Annotated in this window: 18 protein-coding genes and 1 pseudogene; 8 read left to right on the forward strand and 11 right to left on the reverse strand. The window is 71.1% G+C overall.

What is annotated here, in order from left to right:
• Positions 1–18: 18 nt before the first annotated feature.
• The 4 genes from IE325_RS00580 to IE325_RS00595 form a co-directional block, all read right to left on the reverse strand.
• Positions 19–1,233, reverse strand: coding sequence for an acetyl-CoA C-acetyltransferase (locus IE325_RS00580; protein WP_190067616.1), 1,215 nt, complete (start codon positions 1,231–1,233; stop codon positions 19–21).
• A gap of 21 nt (positions 1,234–1,254) precedes the next feature.
• Entirely contained in the window at positions 1,255–2,397 is a 1,143-nt protein-coding gene (locus IE325_RS00585; RefSeq protein WP_190067617.1) for an acyl-CoA dehydrogenase family protein, read from the reverse strand.
• Positions 2,394–3,542, reverse strand: a complete 1,149-nt coding sequence (locus tag IE325_RS00590) for a CaiB/BaiF CoA transferase family protein (RefSeq protein WP_190067618.1) — start codon at positions 3,540–3,542, stop codon at positions 2,394–2,396. The genes IE325_RS00585 and IE325_RS00590 overlap by 4 nt, the downstream gene beginning before the upstream one ends.
• 129 nt (positions 3,543–3,671) lie before the next feature.
• Complete coding sequence (locus IE325_RS00595) at positions 3,672–4,052, reverse strand: MmcQ/YjbR family DNA-binding protein (protein ID WP_190067619.1); 381 nt, start codon at positions 4,050–4,052, stop codon at positions 3,672–3,674.
• Positions 4,053–4,143: 91 nt separating this feature from the next.
• Here IE325_RS00595 and IE325_RS00600 point away from each other — a divergent pair, with 91 nt between their 5' ends.
• Positions 4,144–5,322, forward strand: a complete 1,179-nt coding sequence (locus IE325_RS00600) for a saccharopine dehydrogenase family protein (protein ID WP_190067620.1) — start codon at positions 4,144–4,146, stop codon at positions 5,320–5,322.
• Positions 5,323–5,340: 18 nt separating this feature from the next.
• Here the strand turns inward: IE325_RS00600 and mmpA are convergent, their stop codons facing one another.
• Both mmpA and IE325_RS00610 read right to left on the reverse strand, forming a co-directional pair.
• The gene (gene mmpA, locus IE325_RS00605) at positions 5,341–5,487 is read right to left on the reverse strand and encodes a morphogenic membrane protein MmpA (RefSeq protein ID WP_190067621.1); all 147 of its coding nucleotides are present in this window, start codon (positions 5,485–5,487) and stop codon (positions 5,341–5,343) included.
• 546 nt (positions 5,488–6,033) lie between these two features.
• Positions 6,034–6,717 (reverse strand): annotated as a pseudogene (locus tag IE325_RS00610) (endonuclease V); the annotation flags it as partial.
• A gap of 41 nt (positions 6,718–6,758) precedes the next feature.
• On the opposite strand from IE325_RS00610, the gene IE325_RS00615 reads away from it, so the two are divergent.
• Positions 6,759–7,055 (forward strand): YciI family protein, encoded by a 297-nt coding sequence (locus IE325_RS00615; protein ID WP_190067622.1) that lies wholly within the window; start codon positions 6,759–6,761, stop codon positions 7,053–7,055.
• A 3-nt stretch (positions 7,056–7,058) separates the two neighbouring features.
• Here IE325_RS00615 and IE325_RS00620 read toward each other — a convergent pair whose 3' ends face one another.
• Both IE325_RS00620 and IE325_RS00625 read right to left on the reverse strand, forming a co-directional pair.
• Positions 7,059–7,385, reverse strand: coding sequence for a plasmid stabilization protein (locus tag IE325_RS00620; RefSeq protein WP_190067623.1), 327 nt, complete (start codon positions 7,383–7,385; stop codon positions 7,059–7,061).
• Between the two features lie 48 nt (positions 7,386–7,433).
• On the reverse strand, positions 7,434–8,519 hold the full coding sequence (locus IE325_RS00625) for a WD40/YVTN/BNR-like repeat-containing protein (RefSeq protein WP_190068466.1): 1,086 nt from the start codon (positions 8,517–8,519) through the stop codon (positions 7,434–7,436).
• A 240-nt stretch (positions 8,520–8,759) separates the two neighbouring features.
• Between IE325_RS00625 and ssgD the strand changes: the two genes are divergently transcribed.
• From ssgD to IE325_RS00650, 5 genes are all read left to right on the forward strand, one after another.
• Positions 8,760–9,176: a spore wall synthesis regulator SsgD gene (gene ssgD, locus IE325_RS00630; RefSeq protein ID WP_190067624.1), complete on the forward strand. Its 417-nt coding sequence runs from the start codon at positions 8,760–8,762 to the stop codon at positions 9,174–9,176.
• 284 nt (positions 9,177–9,460) lie between these two features.
• On the forward strand, positions 9,461–11,086 hold the full coding sequence (locus IE325_RS00635) for an ABC-F family ATP-binding cassette domain-containing protein (RefSeq protein WP_190067625.1): 1,626 nt from the start codon (positions 9,461–9,463) through the stop codon (positions 11,084–11,086).
• 10 nt (positions 11,087–11,096) lie between these two features.
• Positions 11,097–13,376, forward strand: a complete 2,280-nt coding sequence (locus tag IE325_RS00640) for an ATP-binding cassette domain-containing protein (RefSeq protein WP_190067626.1) — start codon at positions 11,097–11,099, stop codon at positions 13,374–13,376.
• Between the two features lie 101 nt (positions 13,377–13,477).
• Positions 13,478–14,254, forward strand: a complete 777-nt coding sequence (gene ddaH, locus IE325_RS00645; RefSeq protein ID WP_190067627.1) for a dimethylargininase — start codon at positions 13,478–13,480, stop codon at positions 14,252–14,254.
• A 219-nt stretch (positions 14,255–14,473) separates the two neighbouring features.
• Positions 14,474–15,448 (forward strand): acyl-ACP desaturase, encoded by a 975-nt coding sequence (locus IE325_RS00650; protein WP_190067628.1) that lies wholly within the window; start codon positions 14,474–14,476, stop codon positions 15,446–15,448.
• A 91-nt stretch (positions 15,449–15,539) separates the two neighbouring features.
• On the opposite strand, the gene IE325_RS00655 is transcribed toward IE325_RS00650, so the two are convergent.
• Positions 15,540–15,833 (reverse strand): WhiB family transcriptional regulator, encoded by a 294-nt coding sequence (locus tag IE325_RS00655; protein WP_373315062.1) that lies wholly within the window; start codon positions 15,831–15,833, stop codon positions 15,540–15,542.
• 230 nt (positions 15,834–16,063) lie between these two features.
• Here IE325_RS00655 and IE325_RS00660 point away from each other — a divergent pair, with 230 nt between their 5' ends.
• A complete protein-coding gene (locus IE325_RS00660) occupies positions 16,064–16,855 on the forward strand; it encodes a VOC family protein (RefSeq protein WP_190067630.1) in 792 nt (263 codons plus the stop codon).
• Positions 16,856–16,876: 21 nt separating this feature from the next.
• Here IE325_RS00660 and IE325_RS00665 read toward each other — a convergent pair whose 3' ends face one another.
• Together IE325_RS00665 and IE325_RS00670 are read right to left on the reverse strand one after the other, a co-directional pair.
• A complete protein-coding gene (locus tag IE325_RS00665; protein ID WP_190067631.1) occupies positions 16,877–17,914 on the reverse strand; it encodes a LacI family DNA-binding transcriptional regulator in 1,038 nt (345 codons plus the stop codon).
• 108 nt (positions 17,915–18,022) lie between these two features.
• Positions 18,023–18,958 (reverse strand): ornithine cyclodeaminase family protein, encoded by a 936-nt coding sequence (locus tag IE325_RS00670; RefSeq protein WP_190067632.1) that lies wholly within the window; start codon positions 18,956–18,958, stop codon positions 18,023–18,025.
• Between the last annotated feature and the right edge of the window lie 11 nt (positions 18,959–18,969).

Raw genomic sequence — 18,969 nt, forward strand, 5'->3', positions numbered from 1 at the left:
GTATCCGTCGGGAGGGGGTCAGATGCGCTCGACGATGGTGGCGATGCCCATGCCGCCGCCGACGCAGAGCGTGGCGAGGCCGTACCGCTTGTCCTGGCGCTCCAGTTCGTCGACGAGCGAGCCGAGGATCATCGCGCCGGTCGCGCCCAGCGGGTGGCCGAGGGCGATGGCGCCACCGTTGACGTTGACCTTGTCCAGGGACAGGCCCATGTCCCGTACGAAGCGCAGGACGACCGCCGCGAAGGCCTCGTTGATCTCGACCAGGTCGATGTCGTCGATGGTCAGACCGGCCTTGGCGAGCGCCTTGCGGGTCGCGGGCGCGGGGCCGGTGAGCATGATGGTGGGTTCGGAGCCGGAGACTGCGGCGGCGACGATGCGGGCGCGCGGTGTGAGGCCGTAGCGCTCGCCGACCTCGCGCGAGCCGATGGCGACCAGCGAGGCGCCGTCGACGATGCCGGAGGAGTTGCCCGCGTGGTGGACGTGGTCGATCTTCTCGACCCAGTGGTACTTCTGCAGCGCCACCGCGTCGAAGCCGCCCAGGTCGCCGATGTCCGCGAAGGACGCCTTCAGCTTGGCGAGGGAGTCGGCGGTGGTGCCGGGGCGCATGTGCTCGTCGTGGTCGAGGACGGTCAGGCCGCTGCGGTCCTTGACGGGGACGACGGACCGGTCGAAGCGCCCTTCCTTCCAGGCCGTCGCCGCCCGCTCCTGGGACAGCGCCGCGTACTCGTCGACGTCGCGGCGGGAGAAGCCCTCGATGGTGGCGATGAGGTCGGCGCCGATGCCCTGCGGCACGAAGTTGACGGAGAGGTTGGTCATCGGGTCGTTGAACCAGGCGCCGCCGTCCGAGGCCATCGGCACCCGGGACATGGACTCCACGCCGCCCGCGAGGACGAGGTCCTCGAAGCCCGAACGGACCTTGGCGGCCGCCATGTTGACGGCCTCCAGGCCCGACGCACAGAAGCGGTTCTCCTGTACTCCGGCCACCGTGTCCGGCAGTCCGGCGGCGATGGCGGCGATCCGCGCGATGTCGGAACCCTGGTCGCCGACCGGTCCGACGACACCGAGCACGATGTCGTCGATGGCCGCCGGGTCGAGGTCCGGGAAGCGGTCGCGGAGTTCGTGGATGAGTCCGACGACCAGGTCGATGGGCTTGGTGCCGTGCAGGGCGCCGTTCGCCTTGCCGCGCCCGCGCGGGGTGCGGATCGCGTCGTACACGTACGCTTCGGTGCTCACTGGAAAGCCTTTCAATGAGGGTTAGCCGAGCAGGGAACGGCCGATGATCTCCTTCATGATCTCGGTCGTCCCGCCGTAGATGGTCTGGATACGGCCGTCCGTGAAGGCCCGGGCGACGGGGTACTCGCTCATGTAGCCGTAGCCGCCGTGCAGTTGCAGACACCGGTCGGCGACCCGCTTCTGCAGCTCGGTCGCCCACCACTTGGCCATGGAGGCGTGCACGGCGTCGAGTTCGCCCTCGGAGTGGTCCACGATGCAGCGGTCGAGGAAGGTGCGGGTGACGGCGCACTCGGTGGCCATCTCGGCTATCTCGAACCGGATGTGCTGTTTGGTCGCCAGCGCCCGTCCGAACGCCTCGCGCTCCTTGACGTAGGCGGTGGTGATCTCCAGCAGGTGTTCGGCGGCGGCGATCGCGGAGACGGCGATGCTCAGCCGTTCCTGCGCGAGGTTCGTCATGAGGTGGATGAACGCCCCGTTCAGCTCGCCGAGGAGGTTCTCCTTCGGGACCCGTACGTCGTTGAAGAACAACTCGGCCGTGTCCTGCGACTTCTGGCCGATCTTGTCGAGGTTGCGGCCGCGCTCGAAGCCGTCCATGCCGCGCTCGACGACGAGCAGCGACAGCCCGTGCGCACCGCCCTCGGGGGTCGTCCTCGCGACGACGATCACCAGGTCGGCGAGGATCCCGTTGGAGATGAAGGTCTTGGAGCCGTTGAGCACCCAGTGGTCGCCGCGGTCCTCGGCGTGGGTGCGGATGCCCTGGAGGTCGGAGCCCGCGCCGGGCTCGGTCATGGCGATGGCGGTGATCAGCGAGCCGTCGCAGAAGCCGGGCAGCCAGCGGCGCTTCTGCTCGTCGGTGGCCAGCGAGGTCAGATACGGGCCGATGATGTCGTTGTGCAGGCCGAGGGCGAGTCCCGGGGCGCCCGCGCGTGTGAACTCCTCGGCGAGGACCGCGCTGTAGCGGAAGTCGTCGGTGCCGCCGCCCCCGTACTCCTCGGGCACGGCGAGGCCGAGCAGGCCCTGCTTGCCTGCCGCGCGCCAGGCGTCGCGGGAGACGATGCCGTCCTTCTCCCACTGCTCGTAGTGCGGCAGCACCTCCCGGTCCAGGAAGCTGCGCACGGTCGCGCGGAACGCGTCGTGCTCCGGGGCGAAGATCTGCCGCTTCATTCGAGGCCCTTCAGGGGTTCCTGGTGCTTCATGAGGTCGGGTACGTCCCAGTCGCGGGCGACGTCGGCGGTGTCCGCGCCGGGCTGCGCGGGGCCGGTGCGGACGGCCGTGGGGGTCGCGGAGAAGCGGGGTGCCGGGGCGGGCTGGGTGATGCCGCCGTGGCCGGTGAAGGTGCCGCGGGCGGCGAGGTGGGGATGGTGCGGGGCCTCGCGCAGGGACAGCACGGGGGCCACGCAGGCGTCGGTGCCTTCGAATACGGCCGTCCACTCGTCCCTGGTACGGGACTTGAAGCGGGCCGCCACGGCCTCGCGCAGGTCGCCCCAGCGGGAGAAGTCCTTGCGCGCGGAGGCGAAGCCCTCGATGCCGAGGAGGCTCAGGAACTCGTCGTAGAACTGCGGCTCCAGGGCGCCGACCGCCATGTACTTGCCGTCGGCCGTCTCGTAGGTGCCGTAGTACGGGCAACCGCCGTCCAGGAGGTTGGCGCCACGCCGGTCCTGCCAGCCGCCGGCGGCGAGCATGCCGTGGATCATCGCGGAGAGGTGCGCCGTGCCGTCGACGATCGCGGCGTCCACGACCTGGCCGGTGCCGGTCGCGCGTGCGTGGTGGAGGGCCGCGAGGATGCCGACGACCAGGTAGAGCGAGCCGCCCGCGTAGTCGCCGACCAGGTTGGCGGGGACGGCCGGTGGTTCGTCGGGGCTGCCGATCATGCCGAGGGTGCCGGTGAGCGCGATGTACGCGATGTCGTGGCCGGCGCGGTCGGCGAGGGGTCCGTCCTGGCCCCAGCCGGTCATACGGCCGTAGACCAGCGCTGGGTTGCGGGCGTGGCAGGCCTCGGGGCCGACGCCGAGGCGCTCGGCGACGCCGGGGCGGTTGCCCTCGATGAGGATGTCGGCGCGGGCGGCGAGGTCGAGGACGCGCGCGGGGCCGTCGGGGGCCTTGAGGTCGATGATCACCGAGCGCTTGTTGCGGTTGGTGATGTCGTACTCGGTGTTGATGCCGAGCCCGGTGCCGCCCGGCCGGTCGACGCGGACGACGTCGGCGCCCAGGTCGGCGAGGAGCATGGCGGCGAACGGGCCGGGTCCGATCCCGGCCAGCTCGACCACGCGCACGCCGGTGAGCGGGCCCTGTCCTGGCGTCGTCGCCATCCTGCCCCCAGGGGTGTGACACTACTGCTGTAACACCGATGATGCTAAGAAAGTGTCCCGACGGACACAAGAGCAAGCGCTTAGGAAGTTACCTGCCGGAAGCCCGCCCGCGAACCCGGCCAAGCTTGATCAGCGTGCGTCCAGCTCCGCTATCAGCCGCTTCGGCGCGATCGTGCGGTAGCTCTCCTCCACCCAGTCGCACAGCAGCTCCGCCGCCGGGGCGCCCTGCTGTTGCAGCGGGATGCTGACCCAGCCCGCCTTGCCGAGGCCGTAACCGGCGGGCTCGGCGCCCGGGCAGGTCAGGGCATGGGCATGGGCCGACTCGTCCTTGAGCTTCACGGTGACGCCCAGCGGATAGCTGCCGTCGTCCACACCGAGGAAGACGAACACCTTCTTGTTGACCTTCGCGACCGTCTCGCCCCAGGGGAACTCCTCCACGGCGCCGGGCATCCCGAGGGCGAACTCACGTACTTTTTCCCACTTCTTCAGGGCAGTCCTGGGCACGGCCACCGCTTACCTCCGGGCTCGTCGTCGGGCTCCGCACCCCTCACGCTAGCCTCGGCCACCGACAACGGCGCGTGGTGCGGGACCGAGGGGTGTCATGAGCAGGCTGAGCAGGGCGGACCGTCCGTACGACATCGTGCTCTTCGGGGCGACGGGCTTCGTCGGGGTACTCACCGCGGAGTACCTCGCCGCGCACGCGCCCGAGGGTCTGCGCTGGGCGATCGCCGGGCGCAGCGCCGAGAAACTGGAGCGGCTGCGCGAGTCGCTGCCCGGTGGTGACGGGGTCGGGGTGCTGGAGGCGGACGTCGCCGATCCGGCCTCGATGCGCCGGCTCGCCGAGCACGCGCGCGTGGTGGCCACCACGGTGGGCCCCTATGTGACCTACGGCGAGGATCTGGTCGCCGCCTGCGCGGACACCGGCGCCGACTATCTCGATCTCTCCGGTGAGCCCGAGTTCGTGGACCTGACGTACGTCCGGCACGACGCACGCGCGCGTGAGACGGGTGCCCGGCTGGTGCACGCCTGTGGCTTCGACTCGGTCCCGCACGACCTGGGCGCGTACTTCACCGTCCAGCAGCTGCCGCAGGAGGTGCCACTGACGGTGGACGGGTTCGTGACCGCCGACGCCATGTTCTCGGGCGGTACGTTCGCGTCGGCGCTCAACCAGTTCGCGCGCGGGCGCCAGATGCTGGCCGCCGCCCGCGACCGGGCCCGGCACGAACCGCGGCTGATGGGGCGCCGGGCGCTGGCGCCGACGGGTGTGCCCCGGTTCGCCAAGGAGGTCGGCTCCTGGGCGGTGCCGCTGCCGACCATCGACCCGCAGATCGTCAAGCGCTCCGCGCGGGCCCTCGATCGCTACGGTCCCGACTTCCGCTACCGCCACTTCGCCGCCGTACGGCATCTGCCGGTCGCGGTCGGCGGGGTCGCGGCGATGGGCGCGCTCTTCACGGCCGCCCAACTGCCGCCGGCCCGGCGGTGGATGTCCGGCCGGCTGAAGCCGGGCGAGGGCCCGAGCCCGGAGAAGCGCGCCAAGAGCTGGTTCTCGGTGCGCTTCGTCGGGGAGGGCGGCGGCCGACGGGTCTTCACCGAGGTGGCCGGGGGCGACCCGGGCTACGACGAGACGGCGAAGATGTTCGCCGAGTCGGCCCTGTCCCTGGCGTTCGACGACCTTCCGCCGACCGCGGGGCAGGTCACCACGGCGGTCGCGATGGGCGACGCCCTGATCGAGCGCCTGCGCGCGGCGGGCATCACCTTCCGGGTGGCCGCCACCCGCTGAACCGATCCTGCAACCGCCCTACAGCGGCCACTCCGCGATGGTGTAGAGCATCCCGACGATCCATCCGATCCCCGCCAGGGTGGCGAGGACCAGCGCGACCGTCACGGCGCGCTCGACGGGGCGGTCGGGGTCGGCGAGGGGCTTCGGGGAGCGGTGCGTCGTCATGCGGCCCAGCCTGCCGATCACGGGGAGGCCGCCACATCCGTACGGGTACTCAGCTCATGTACTCAGTCCGCCCGTTCAGGACGTGCCGTCGGATCCGGCCGGTGGCCACTCCCCCAGGGCGGCGGCGATCCGGTCCCGTGCGGCCGGGTCGTCGGAGGCGTTGGCGACGAGGACGGCGAGGGGCCCGATCATCCACCCCGTGTGGTGGTCGAAGTACGGCGCGGCGCCGGCCGCGTTGTGGGCGAGCTTGGCGACCAGCTCGGCGAGGCGGACGAGCGCGCGGCGCGCCTCGCCGAGCCGTTCCAGGTCCGCGGGCGCCTGCCCACGGACCTGCCCGAACACCTCGCGGCCCTGGCTCCATCGGTCGCGGTCGGCCGCCAGTGCCAGGGCGGCCTGGATCTCGGGCGCCCGCTCGGTGCCCTCCGCCGCCGCGGCGAGCACACGCCCCGCCCAGGTCACCGGGTCGGGCTGCCGCTCGAACAGGGACCGCCCCCAGCTGCGCGTGGGGTCGGCGGCCGCTCGGGCGGCGAGTTCCGGCGGCGGCGCGGTCGCCCGCTTCAGTGCCTGCCGGCACAGGGAATCGGCACGCCGTGTCGTCTCCGGCAGCCGGTACTCGGGGGTCAGCGCCAGTGTGTGGGCGCAGGCGTTGTCCAGGCTCACCCGGTGGCCGACCGACACGAAGACGGGCTTGACGGAGTCCCGGGTGCGCAGGGCGCGGCCGACCTCCTCGTCGGACGCCATGAGCGGCGTGGCCGAGCCGCGTGCGGCGGCGGGGGCGTCGTAGGTGAAGGTGAACGGGTTCTTCGCGACGCCGATCGTGGGCAGGCCGGTGAGGACGCCGAGGTGGGCGGCGAGGCCGAAGCGGCGCGGGTGGGCGCGGCCGTAGCCGTCGCAGACCACCAGGCCGGGCGGTCGGGGCAGGGCGTCGAGGGCGGCCAGGACGGTGGGGATCTCGCGGAAGGCGAGCAGGCCGGGGACGTACGGGAAGGAGATCCGGCCGACCGCCGTGGCCTCGGCGACGACCTCCACGGTCGCGGCGTCGAGCACCACCGCGGCTGCCGCGACCACGTCCCGCTCGTCGTCGTAGGCCACGTCGACACCGGTCACATGGCCGGATCCGGGTGGTGGCCCCGGCTCGTCGAGCACCACTCCCGCCCGGAGTTCGTCCTGGACCGCGCGGGCTTCTTCCTCGGTCGCGGGCCAGCCCGCCGGGATGCTTACGGTCGTCATGGTGGGCATGAGCGTACGGGTCCGGCGATAAGCTCGCGATCATGTTCGTGCTGGAGCTGACCTACACCGCCCCCATCGAGGATGTCGACGCCGCGCTGGAGGCTCATGTGGCGTGGCTCGACGAGCAGTACGAGAAGGGGATCTTCCTCACGTCCGGGCCGAGGAACCCGCGCGACGGCGGGGTGATCCTCGCCGTCGCACCGGACCGTGCGTGGATCGAGGAGCTCACCACGACCGATCCGTTCGTCGGCGCCGGGGTGTGCGCCTACCGCGTCACGGAGTTCGTCGCGACGAAGACCGCGCCGGCGCTGGAGCGGTACCGCGAGACGCCGGGGTGAGGCTCACTTGCCGCCCAGCGCCCGCTTGAGCTCGCTCTTGTTCATGTCCGAACGGCCATGGACGTTGCGCCGCCTGGCCTCCTCGTAGAGCTGGTCGTAGGTCGGCCCCTGCGAGCCCTTCCCGGACCGCTGTCCGCCCCGCCTGCCGGAGGACATGTCCTCGGTGGAAGTGCGGCTGGCGGTCCTGGACTCACCGGACCGCGCGCGTTCCTTGTTGACCGTCCGGGCGGCGATCTCCTCCGCGCGCCCGGTGCTCTCGCCCCGCTCCTGGGCGCTCTTCTTGATGTGCTCGTACTGGCGTTCCCGCTTCGGGCTGGAACCGCGTGGCATGTCGGGTCACTCCTCTCGCAGTCGGCACCCGAGTACCCCGATTCCGGCTCAGCTCTCCAGCCGTGCGACCCGCCCCTTCTCCCCCGCGGCCCAGCAGCCCAGGTCGGGGGTGCAGTCCACGGTGTCGTACGAGCCGGTGTCGACGGTCCGCCAGGTGCGGCCGCCGTCGGTCGTCAGGTCGGTGCCGGTGGGGCCGACCGCGAGGGCGGCGGTGCGGCTGTACGGGAGCCAGGCGACGCCGGAGCGGTAGGCGGGCGGGGGCGTGGCGGCGGGCGTCCAGCCGCGTCCGGCGTCGGCGGTGCGTGCCGCCGCGCGCGGGGAGGCCTGGTCGGGGCGGTAGTCGCCGCCGACCGCGAGGCCATGGGTACGGTCGCGGAAGGCGAGGGCGAAGACGCCGCGGGCCGGGTCGCCCGCCGGGATCGGTGACTCGGCGGCCGTCCAGGTCAGGCCCCGGTCGGCCGAGTGCAGCACACGCGCGCGTGCCGCCCCGCCGGTGGCCAGCCAGACGTCCTTCGGCCCGGAACTCACCAGGCACTGCCCGCTCGCGGCGAACCCGGCCTCGCCGGTCTGCGCGGCGGGCATCCCGTCACCGGGCAGCACCTTCCAGGAGCGGCCGCCGTCGCCGGTCGACAGGATGCGGAACCTGCCGTCGACCGGGTCGCTCATCGCCAGTCCGTGGCGGTGGTCGAAGAAGGTCATGCAGTCGTAGAAGGCCCGCGCGTCGGTGTTGCGGAAGGACTCGGTCCAGGTCGTGCCGCCGTCGTCCGTGCGGTACACGCGGGACGCCTCGCCCTCCCCGATGGCCAGCACCACGGCGCGCCGCGCGTCGAAGGCCTCGACGTCCCTGAACTCCAGCCCGGCGGCGCCGGGCGGCGAGACGTTCCGCCAGCTCGCGCCGCCGTCGGTGGTGCGCAGCACGGTGCCCTTGGTCCCGGCGAGCCACGCGGTGTGCCGGCTGACGGCGGCCAGCCCCCGGAACCGCGCCTCGGGCGCCCCGCTGTCCTTGACCGCCCAGTGCGGAACCCGGCGCTCCGACTGCTGTGCCTGCGCGGGTACGGCCGTCAGCGCGGCCAGCGCCGCCCCGCACGCCACCCCCGCGGCCACCGTCCGAAACGTACGCCCCGCCCGTCGCATGCTCCCCGAACGCCTCATGGCGGGCGAAGCTAGTCCACCGCCCCGATGGCGTCCAGATGGCCGCCCCATCACAGGTGACCATCCGGTCACGGCAGGACGAACACCTCACACCCGTGCATGAAGGCGGTGACAGAGGTCACTCGCTATTCGTGTGCACGGATTGGCCGATTCCGTCGTCTCTACCAGTGCCCGGTCTCGTCCACCCGGAAGTTCGTCCAGCCGTCACAAGGGAGCAAGGCGTTGTCCACCGTCATCGAGCAGCCCGTTGAGGCCCGTCTCGTCGCCGCCGCGCCGCGGATGCCGAGCATTCCCGCCACCCTTCACTACGACCGGCGCGACCCGTTCGCGGTCCGCATGACCTTCCCGGCCCCGGCCACCCTGGAGGGCGTCGAGGTCTGCTGGACCTTCAGCCGTGAGCTGCTGCTCGGCGGCCTGGAGGCGCCGGAGGGCCATGGCGACGTCCGGGTGCGGCCGTACGGCTTCGACCGGACCGTGCTGGAGTTCCACGCCCCCGAGGGCACCGCCGTGATCCACATCCGCAGCGGCGAGGTCCGCCGCTTCCTCCAGGCCACCAGCGAGCTGGTGCCCCTCGGTCTGGAGCACCTCCAGCTCGACCTGGACCACGACCTGGCGGAGCTGATGCGGGACGCCTACTGAGGCGCCCCGCCTAATTCCGTTGACACCGGCGGAGCCCCCTCCTACGGTGTACAAGGTCCTGTTGCCGCCGATTGGAGAAGGACGTTGCTCGTCTGAGGTCTGAGACACCGCGTCACACCTGAAGTGTGTGCACGCCGCGTGCGACCTCGGCGTTCGAGCCGTCCAACCGTCTCCACGGAACAGGGCTTTTCTCATGCCCAGGGCTTCTCACCGCCTGTTGGTCGCCGGTGTCTCGATACGCGTTTGCCCCCTTGATCACTGCGAGCAACCGCGGAGGCGCCCTGATGCCTACTTCCATTTCCTGCACTTCCCTGTCCTTCACCTGGCCCGACGGCAGCGCCGTCTTCGAGGGCCTGGACGTCGCCTTCGGCCCCGGCAGGACCGGGCTCGTCGGCGTCAACGGGTCGGGAAAGTCAACCCTGTTGAAGCTCATCGCGGGTGAGCTGACCCCGGTCGACGGCGGCGTGCGCGTCGCGGGCGAGGTCGGCTATCTCCCGCAGAACGTCACCCTCGACACCGCGTTGAAGGTCGACGAGGCCCTCGGCATCGCCGGCAAGCGGGCCGCGCTGCACGCCATCGAGGCGGGCGACGTGGCCGAGGAGCACTTCGAGACCGTCGGTGACGACTGGGACGTGGAGGAGCGCGCGATCGCCACCCTCGGCGAACTCGGGCTCGGCCACGTCGAGTTGGACCGCACGATCGGCGAGGTGTCCGGCGGCGAGTCGGTGCTGCTGCGGCTGGCCGCGCTGCTGCTGCGCCGCCCGGACGTCCTGCTCCTCGACGAGCCCACCAACAACCTCGACCTGTACGCACGCAGGCGGCTGTACTCGGCCGTCGAGTCCTGGCAGGGCGTGATGGTGGTGGTCAGCCACGACCGTGAACTCCTCGACCTGGTCGACCAGATCGCCGATCTGCGCTCCGGGGAGATCACCTGGTACGGCGGCAACTACTCGGCGTACGAGGAGGCGCTCGCCACCGAGCAGGAGGCGGCCGAGCGCATGGTGCGGGTCGCCGAGGCCGACCTGAAGAAGCAGAAGCGCGAACTGGTCGACGCCCAGGTCAAGTTGGCCCGCCGCAAGCGGTACGGCCAGAAGATGTGGGACCAGAAGCGCGAGCCGAAGATCGTCATGGGTGCGCGCAAGCGCGCGGCGCAGGAGTCCGCGGGCAAGCACCGGATCATGCACGAGGAGAGGCTCGCCGATGCCAAGGACCGGCTCGACGAGGCGGTGGACGCCGTGCGGGACGACGACGAGATCCGCGTCGACCTGCCGTACACGGCCGTACCGCCGGGTCGGAGCGTGCTGACACTCCGCGATCTGGAGCTGCTGTACGGCGCACGCGTCTCCGGCGGGCTCGATCTGCACGGTCCGGAGCGGATCGCGCTGATCGGGCGCAACGGCTCGGGCAAGACGACGCTGCTGCGGACGATCGCCGGTGAGCTGGAGCCGGTGGCGGGCGAGGCGACGGCCCATGTGCCGCTGCGTTTCCTGCCGCAGCGCCTCGACGTCCTCGACGGTGAGCTGACGGTCGCGGAGAACGTGGCCCGGTTCGCGCCGGGCGCCACCAACAACCGGATCCGGGCGCGCCTCGCCCGCTTCCTGTTCCGGGGTGCCCGCGCCGACCAGCAGGCGGCGACGCTCTCGGGCGGCGAACGCTTCCGCGCGGCGCTGGCCGCGCTGATGCTGGCCGAGCCGGCTCCCCAGCTGCTGATGCTGGACGAGCCGACGAACAACCTGGACATGGCAAGCGTCCGGCAGCTCACCACGGCCCTGGAGTCGTACGAGGGGGCGCTGATCGTGGCCAGCCACGACCTGCCGTTCCTGGAATCGATCGGCATCACGCGCTGGCTGATGCTGGAGGAGGGAGAACTGAAGGAAATCACGCCAGAAGCTGTCGGGTATCCCGCCTAGCTTCGGGGGCATGCCCGATCTCGTGCCCACGTCCACACCTCAGTTCATCACCATCACCGGAGCGAGCGAGAACAACCTCAAGGACGTCACCCTCCGCATCCCGAAAGGCCGGCTGACCGTGTTCACCGGCGTTTCGGGATCGGGGAAGTCGTCCGTCGTCTTCGACACGATCGCGGTGGAGTCGCAGCGCCAGCTGAACGAGACCTTCACCTGGTTCGTCCGCAACCGGCTGCCCAAGTACGAGCGCCCGCACGCGGAGGCCCTGGAGGACCTCTCCCCCGCGATCGTGGTCGACCAGCGGCCGATCGGCGGCCACTCCCGGTCCACGGTCGGCACCATGACCGACATCTACTCGGTGCTACGCGTGCTGTTCTCCCGGCACGGCACCCCGAGCGCCGGTCCGGCGACCGCGTACTCCTTCAACGACCCGTCCGGCATGTGCCCGGAGTGCGACGGGCTTGGCCGGGCGATACGGCCGGACTACGACCGCATCCTCGACCCGGACCGCTCGCTCGCCGACGGCGCGGTCCGCTTCCCTCCCTTCGCCGCCGGGACCTGGCAGGGGCAGGCGTACACGAACACGGACGAGCTCGATCCGCACAAGACCGTCGCCGAATTCACCGCTGCCGAGCTGGAGTTCCTGATGCGCGGCCGCCCCGGCAGCAAGGTCACTGTCAACGGCACGGGCGGCACCTGGACCACCGACTACGAGGGCCTCGCCACCCGTTTCGAGCGGCTGTATCTGAAGCGGGACCTGTCGGCGATGAGCCAGAAGACCCGTGACCTGGTGAGCGAGTTCCTGGTGGAGGGCACCTGCCCGGCGTGCGCCGGCGCCCGTCTCAACGCCGCGGCGCTCGCGACCCGCGTCAACGGCCTGACCATCGCCGACTGCACGCACATGCAGGTCACCGACCTGATCACCGCGCTGCAGGACATCGCAGACCCGGTCGCCGGGCCGATCTCCGGGGCCGCCGTCACCGCCCTGGAACGCATCGACGCCATCGGCCTCGGCTACCTCAGCCTCGACCGCGAGACATCCACCCTGTCGGGCGGCGAGGGGCAGCGCCTGAAGACGGTCCGGCATCTGGGCTCCAGCCTCACCGGGATGACGTACATCTTCGACGAGCCCAGCGTCGGCCTGCATCCGCGCGACGTCGGCCGCCTCGGCGATCTGCTGCTGCGGCTGCGCGACAAGGGCAACACGGTGCTGGTGGTCGAGCACGACCCGGACGTCATCGCGCTCGCCGATCATGTCGTGGACATGGGGCCAAGGGCCGGTGCGGGAGGCGGGCGGGTGGTGTTCGAGGGGACGCCGGGCGAGCTGGCCGGGGCGGACACGGTCACGGGGCGGTGTCTGGGGCGTCGTACAGCGATCAAGGCGGGCGTACGGACGGCGAGCGGTGGGCTCTGGGTGAAGGGGGCCGACCGGCACAATCTGCGGGATGTGACGGTGGAGTTCCCGAGCGGGGTCCTCACCGTGGTGACCGGGGTCGCTGGGTCCGGAAAGAGCACGCTGGTCAGGGAGTTCACCGCCGCGCACGCCGACGCCGTGGTCGTGGACCAGTCGTCCATCGGGATCTCCGCACGGTCGACTCCGGCGACGTATCTGGGCATCATGGACACGGTACGGAAGATCTTCGCGCGCGGGACGGGCGCCGAACCGGGGCTCTTCAGCTTCAACTCCTCCGGCGCGTGCGGCACTTGCGAGGGACGCGGGATCATCTACACCGACCTCGCCTTCATGGACCCGGTGACCACCACCTGCCACAACTGCGAGGGGCGGCGCTTCAAGGACGAGGTGCTGCGGCTGACCGTGGATGGCAACTCCATCGCGGACGTACTGGAGATGACGGCCGATCAGGCGCTGCAGAGCTTCCAGGACGCGGGCGTACGGCGACGGCTGCGCGCCCTGCGGGACGTGGGGCTGACGTACCTCACGCTCGGGCAGCCGCTGTCCACGCTGTCCGGCGGTGAGCGGCAGCGCATCAAGCTGGCGACGCGGCTGCACCGCACCGGCGCGGTCTACGTCCTGGACGAGCCGACGACCGGCCTGCACATGTCGGACGTCGAGGGACTGCTCGGGCTGCTGGACCGGCTGGTCGACGCCGGCAACACGGTGGTGGTGGTCGAGCACAACCTGGACGTGGTGGCGCACGCCGACTGGATCATCGACCTGGGGCCGGACGGGGGTCGGGACGGCGGCAAAGTGATCTTCGAGGGAACGCCACGGCGGCTCCTCGAAACCCGCGCCTCCTTCACCGCGGAGCATCTCAGGAGCGCCACAGCCTGACCACGGGGGTTTTGTACGGGCGGGTAACACCTGCATGATGCAGGGGTCGGCGCCCCCGCATCATGGGCGCCGATTCCTGCCACCGATCCGGAGATCCCGTCGTGCCCAGCAAGAAGGCCCTCATCCGCCGCCCCAGCCCGCGCCTCGCCGAAGGGCTGGTCACGCACATCGAACGGGAGAAGGTCGACGCCGATCTCGCGGGCGAGCAGTGGGAGGCGTACGCGGAGGCCCTGCGCACGCACGACTGGGAGACCATCGAGGTGGACCCGGCCGACGACTGCCCCGACTCGGTGTTCGTCGAGGACACGGTCGTCATGTACCGGAACGTCGCGCTGATCGCCCGGTCCGGCGCCGAGTCCCGGCGCGACGAGACCGAGGGCGTCGAGGAGGCCGTGGCCTCGCTCGGCTGCTCGGTGAACTGGATCTGGGAGCCGGGCACGCTGGACGGCGGCGACGTCCTGAAGGTCGGCGACACGATCTACGTCGGCCGGGGCGGGCGGACCAACGCGGCCGGCGTCCAGCAGCTGCGGGCCGCCTTCGAGCCGCTCGGGGCGCGGGTCGTCGCCGTCCCGGTGAGCAAGGTGCTGCATCTGAAGTCGGCGATCACGGCGCTGCCCGACGGAACGATCCTGGGCCGTATCCCGCAGCTGGACGCCCCGTCGCTGTTCCCGCGCTTCCTGCCGGTGCCGGAGGAGTCCGGGGCGCATGTGGTGCTGCTCGGCGGCGACAAGTTGCTCATGGCCGCGAGCGCCCCGAAGACGGCGGAGCTGCTCGCCGACCTGGGCCACGAGCCCGTGCTGGTCGACATCAGCGAGTTCGAGAAGCTGGAGGGATGTGTGACATGCCTCTCGGTCCGGATGCGGGACCTGTACGCCTGACCGACTGATGCGATAGCCCTTTCAGCCCCGGGACCTGCGAGTCCTGGGGCTTTACGCACACCCGTGAACTTTCGCCGGAACGGCTGCTGATCAGCGGTCTTTACAACGCCCTTAACCTACGGCTTCGTAACCTACGGATTCGTAGCCTACGATCCCGTAGGTTCCGGCAACCGCTCGCCGGTCACCTTTCCCCGTGTTGCGCGTCCCCCTGGAGTTCCCGTGACGATCACTTCTCCTCACCTCGGCAGCCCTGCAGTCTGGACCGACGCCCGGCTGCTGTACGCGTTGGAGGAAGTGGTCGAGCAGGAACTGAACCGGCATCTCGCGGTGGCGAAGGACTGGATGCCGCACGAGTACGTGCCGTGGACGGACGGCCGTAACTTCCCCGGTTTCTTCGAGGACGGCGAGGCCTGGGACAAGGAGCACTCCAAGGTCACCGAGATCGGCCGGATCGCCCTCGTGGTGAACCTCCTCACCGAGGACAACCTGCCCAGCTACCACCACGAGATCGCCTCGCTCTTCGGCCGTGACGGCGCCTGGGGCACCTGGGTGCACCGCTGGACCGCCGAGGAGGGCCGGCACGGCATCGTGATGCGCGACTACCTGCTGACCTCGCGCGCGGTGGACCCGGACAAGCTGGAGCAGTTCCGCATGTCCCACATGAGCGAGGGCTTCGAGTCGGACAACCGCCACTCGATGCTGCACTCTGTCGCCTACGTCGCCTTCCAGGAGCTCGCGACCCGTATCTCGCACCGCAACACGGGCCACCAGTCGGGCGACCCGGTCTGCGACCGCATGCTGGCGCGCATCGCGACCGACGAGAACCTCCACATGGTCTTCTACCGCAACCTGCTGAAGGCCGCCTTCGAGCTCGCTCCGGACCTGACGATGCAGGCCGTGCGCGACGTGGTCGTCAACTTCCGCATGCCCGGCCACGGCATCCCCGGCTTCGAGCGCGCCGCCGCCCAGATGGCCATCGGCGAGGTCTACAACATGCGCATCCACCACGACGACGTGCTGCAGCCCGTCCTGCGCTTCCTGAAGATCATGGAGATCGACGGCCTCGGCCCGGAGGGCCAGAAGGCCCAGGAGGAGCTGGGGCTGTTCATGGGCGGACTGGACGCGGAGGCCCTGAAGTTCGACGAGAAGCTCGCGGCCCGCAAGGCCCGCATGGCGGCCCGCGCGGCCGGCTGACCACCGCCTCCCACGCTCACCGACGGCCGGCCCGCCGCACAGCGGGTCGGCCGTCGCTTTCCCCCGTCATGCACCAGGTCGACGCGGGGGCTCAGCGCGACGTACGCCTGAGCTCCAGGCGTTCCTTCTCCGACAGGCCGCCCCACACGCCGAAGCGTTCGTCGTTGTCGAGGGCGTACTCGAGACAGGCGGAGCGGATCGGGCACATGCCGCAGATCCGCTTCGCCTCCCGGACGGAACTTCCTGGTTCGGGGAAGAAGAAGTCCGCCCCGGTCTGTGCGCACAACGCCTCCTCCTGCCAGGCCAGGTCGGGCGAGGTGATCGTTGTGATCATGTCGATGTGCATGGACAGGATCGTGCCGGGCGGCGAAAAACGTTCGATCAACGCGGGATCAACGCCGCGTCGCAGGGCCTCCGGCCGACTCGATGCTCCCCCTCCACAGGGCGTGGCGCACGGCGGCGCGCGGAGTCGGAGGAAAACAACGAGAAGCTTGACCGTCACCGGCAGTGACCGGAAGACGGTCCGGGCAGACGGCGGGGTTCCGGCAGCGATTGTCAGTGGGCGGTGCAAGACTCGGCAGAGCAGGCAGCGGGACCCTTTCTAGGAGGGCGATGATGCTCACCACCCGATACGTCACCGGCGCGCCGAACTGGATCGACCTCGGCACCCCCGACATCGAGGGCGCCGGTTCCTTCTACGGCGGTCTGTTCGGCTGGCGGTTCCAGCCGGGCGGACCCGAGACCGGCGGCTACGGCCTCTTCCAGCTCGACGGGAAGACGGTGGCCGGCGGTATGCAGACGACCGAGGAGCAGGGTCCGCCGTCCTGGACGGTGTATTTCCAGACACCGGACGCCGACGCCACAGCGAAGGCGGCGGAGCAGGCACACGGCGCGGCGGTGGTGCAGCCGATGGACGTGATGGACATGGGCCGCATGGCCATCCTCACCGACAAGGCGGGCGTGTCCTTCGGCCTGTGGCAGCCCGGGACCAACAAGGGCCTCGACCTCGTCCAGGAGCCGGGCTCACTGTGCTGGCTGGAGCTGTACACCACGGACGTGCCGGCCGCGGCGGGGTTCTACAACGCGACGCTGGGCATGGAGACCTTCGCCCTCGACTTCTACGGCGGCACCTACACGACGTTCAGCCCCGGCGGGCAGGGCGAGGACGCCATGTTCGGCGGCGTCGTCGACAAGGCGGACGACCCGGCGGAGGCGGAGGGCGCCGCCTACTGGCTGCCGTACTTCGAGGTCGGCGACACGGACGCGACGGTCGCCAAGGCACGGGAACTGGGCGGCACGGTCCGGATGCCGGCCACTGATCTGCCGGACGTCGGCCGTATCGCCAAGCTCACCGACCCGTACGGCGCCCGCTTCGCGGTGATCAAGAGCGCACCGGCACAGAGCTGAGGGGGAAGCCGGGGGGTGGCTCTACGCGGAGGCCCGCCGTACCAGCGTGGTCGGCAGCACCACACTGGACGGCGCGGCCGTGATGCCCTGGTCGGCGGCGTTCCGTTCCAGCGCCCGCAGCAACAGCCGGGCCATCAACCGGCCCATCTCCTCGATGTCCTGACGGATCGTCGTGAGCGATGGCTCGGTCTGCTCCGCCACCGGCAGCATGTCGTCGAACCCGACGACGGCGACATCTTCCGGCACCCTCCGCCCGGCCTCCCGCAGCACCCGCATCGCCCCGGCGGCAGTGAGGTCGTTGGCGGCGAACACCGCGTCCAGGTCCGGGCAGCGCGCCAGCAGCTCGCGCATCGCCCGCTCCCCACCGGCCGGCGTGAAGTCGCTCTCGACGATCAGCTGTGGATCGCCGTCGACCATGACGTCGCGGTACCCGTCCAGCCGGTCCACCGCCGAGGTCTGGTCGAGGGCGCCGGTGATGTGCGCGATGCGGCTGCGGCCGAGGCCGACGAAATGCCGTACGGCGTCACGGGCGCCGCCCCGGTTGTCCACGTCGACGTAGACCACACCGCGCCGGTCGCCGCTCCAGCCGGGGCGTCCGCCGAACACGGTGGGCACTCCGGCGCGCTGGATCAGTTCGGGCAACGGGTCGTCGAGGTGCAGCGAGAAGACGAGCGCCCCGTCGACATGCCCACCGGCGAGATAGCGCCCGACGCGCGCGTGATCGTCCCGGCCCTCCGTGAGCAGCAGCACGAGCTGATTGTCATGGGCCGTCAACTCCTTGCTGATGCCCCGGAGTTGCAGCGCGAAGAACGGATCGGCGAAGACCCGCGTCTCCGGTTCGGCGACGACGACGGCGATGGCGTCGTGCCGCCGGGTCACCAGGCTGCGCGCGGCCTGATTAGGCACATACCCGAGTTCCTCCACCGCCTTGCGGACTCGCTCCACGAGCGGCTCCCTGACCCCGTCCCCACCATTGACCACTCGCGACACGGTGGCCCGAGAGACCCCGGCCCGCGCGGCGACGGCCTCCAGGGTGGGGCGTGGGGCGGTTTCGGCCACTGGGCGGCTCCTCATCGACGGTTGCGGATCAGGATAGCCCCGCGATGCACGGCACGTGAGAGCGCTCTCGCGCAACGCCGAACGCTCCCCGCTGCGGGCGACCCCGCCTCACCCCAGCAGATCCACCCGCCGCCCCACCCCCTCCCCCTCCGCCGCCCGATACGCCACCCACGCCAGCGCCAGGTCCTGCCACGGCAGCCCTATCGGCGCGTAGACGGTACGACTCTCGGCGCTCACCCGCCCCGGGTGGTCGCCCCGCAGGATGTCCGCCAGTTCGGCGTCGGCGGCGGCCGATGGCAGGGCAGCTGAAGCCAAAGCGCCCGTGCTCGCGGCGAGTTCGCGGTCGTCCACGACGAGGAGCGCGGCGCGCAGGAGGTCTGCGGAGAGCTCCTGCTTGCCGGGCTCGTCGGCGCCGAGGCTGGTGAAGTGCTGGCCGTCCCGGGTGTCCGGCAGGTGTAGCAGCGGCTCCCGGGCCCAGGTGGCCAGCAGTACCGTGTCGGCGGCCGCCGCGACCTCCTGGGCCGAGGCCGCTGTCCGGCCGGCGTGCCGTGCGGCGAAGTCCTCGGCGCGTGCGGCGTCCGTGTCATGGACGACAAGGGCGCGCCAGGGACGTAGCTCCGCGAGCCCGCGCAGCGTCAGCTCGGCCTGGGCTCCCGCGCCGACCACCCCGAGGACGTCCCCGGGGCCGGCCAGCGCATGCGTGCCCAACGCCGCCGCCAGTCCCGTACGCCACGCCGTCACCGTGGCCGAGTCCAGCAGGGCCAGCAACTCCCCGTCGCGCCCGCTGTGCAGACAGATCACCCCGCGCAGTGCGGGCCGGGCGCCGGGGAACTTGGCGTTGACCTTCACCGTGTACGCCTCGATGCCGGGCAGGACGCCGGGGATCAGTGCGGTGGCGGTGCCGGGGAACGGCAGGTCGGTGCGCACCCGTTGTCCGGCGACCGTGGTGTCCCGCGCCCAGAGGAAGCCGTCGCGCAGCGCCTCCAGACAGGTCCCGGGTGCCAGCACCGCTTCCAGATCACCGCGCGTCAGAACAAGGGTCACCCCTCCATGAT

This window comes from Streptomyces lanatus (genome assembly GCF_014655715.1).
Taxonomy (GTDB): Bacteria; Actinomycetota; Actinomycetes; order Streptomycetales; family Streptomycetaceae; genus Streptomyces; species Streptomyces lanatus.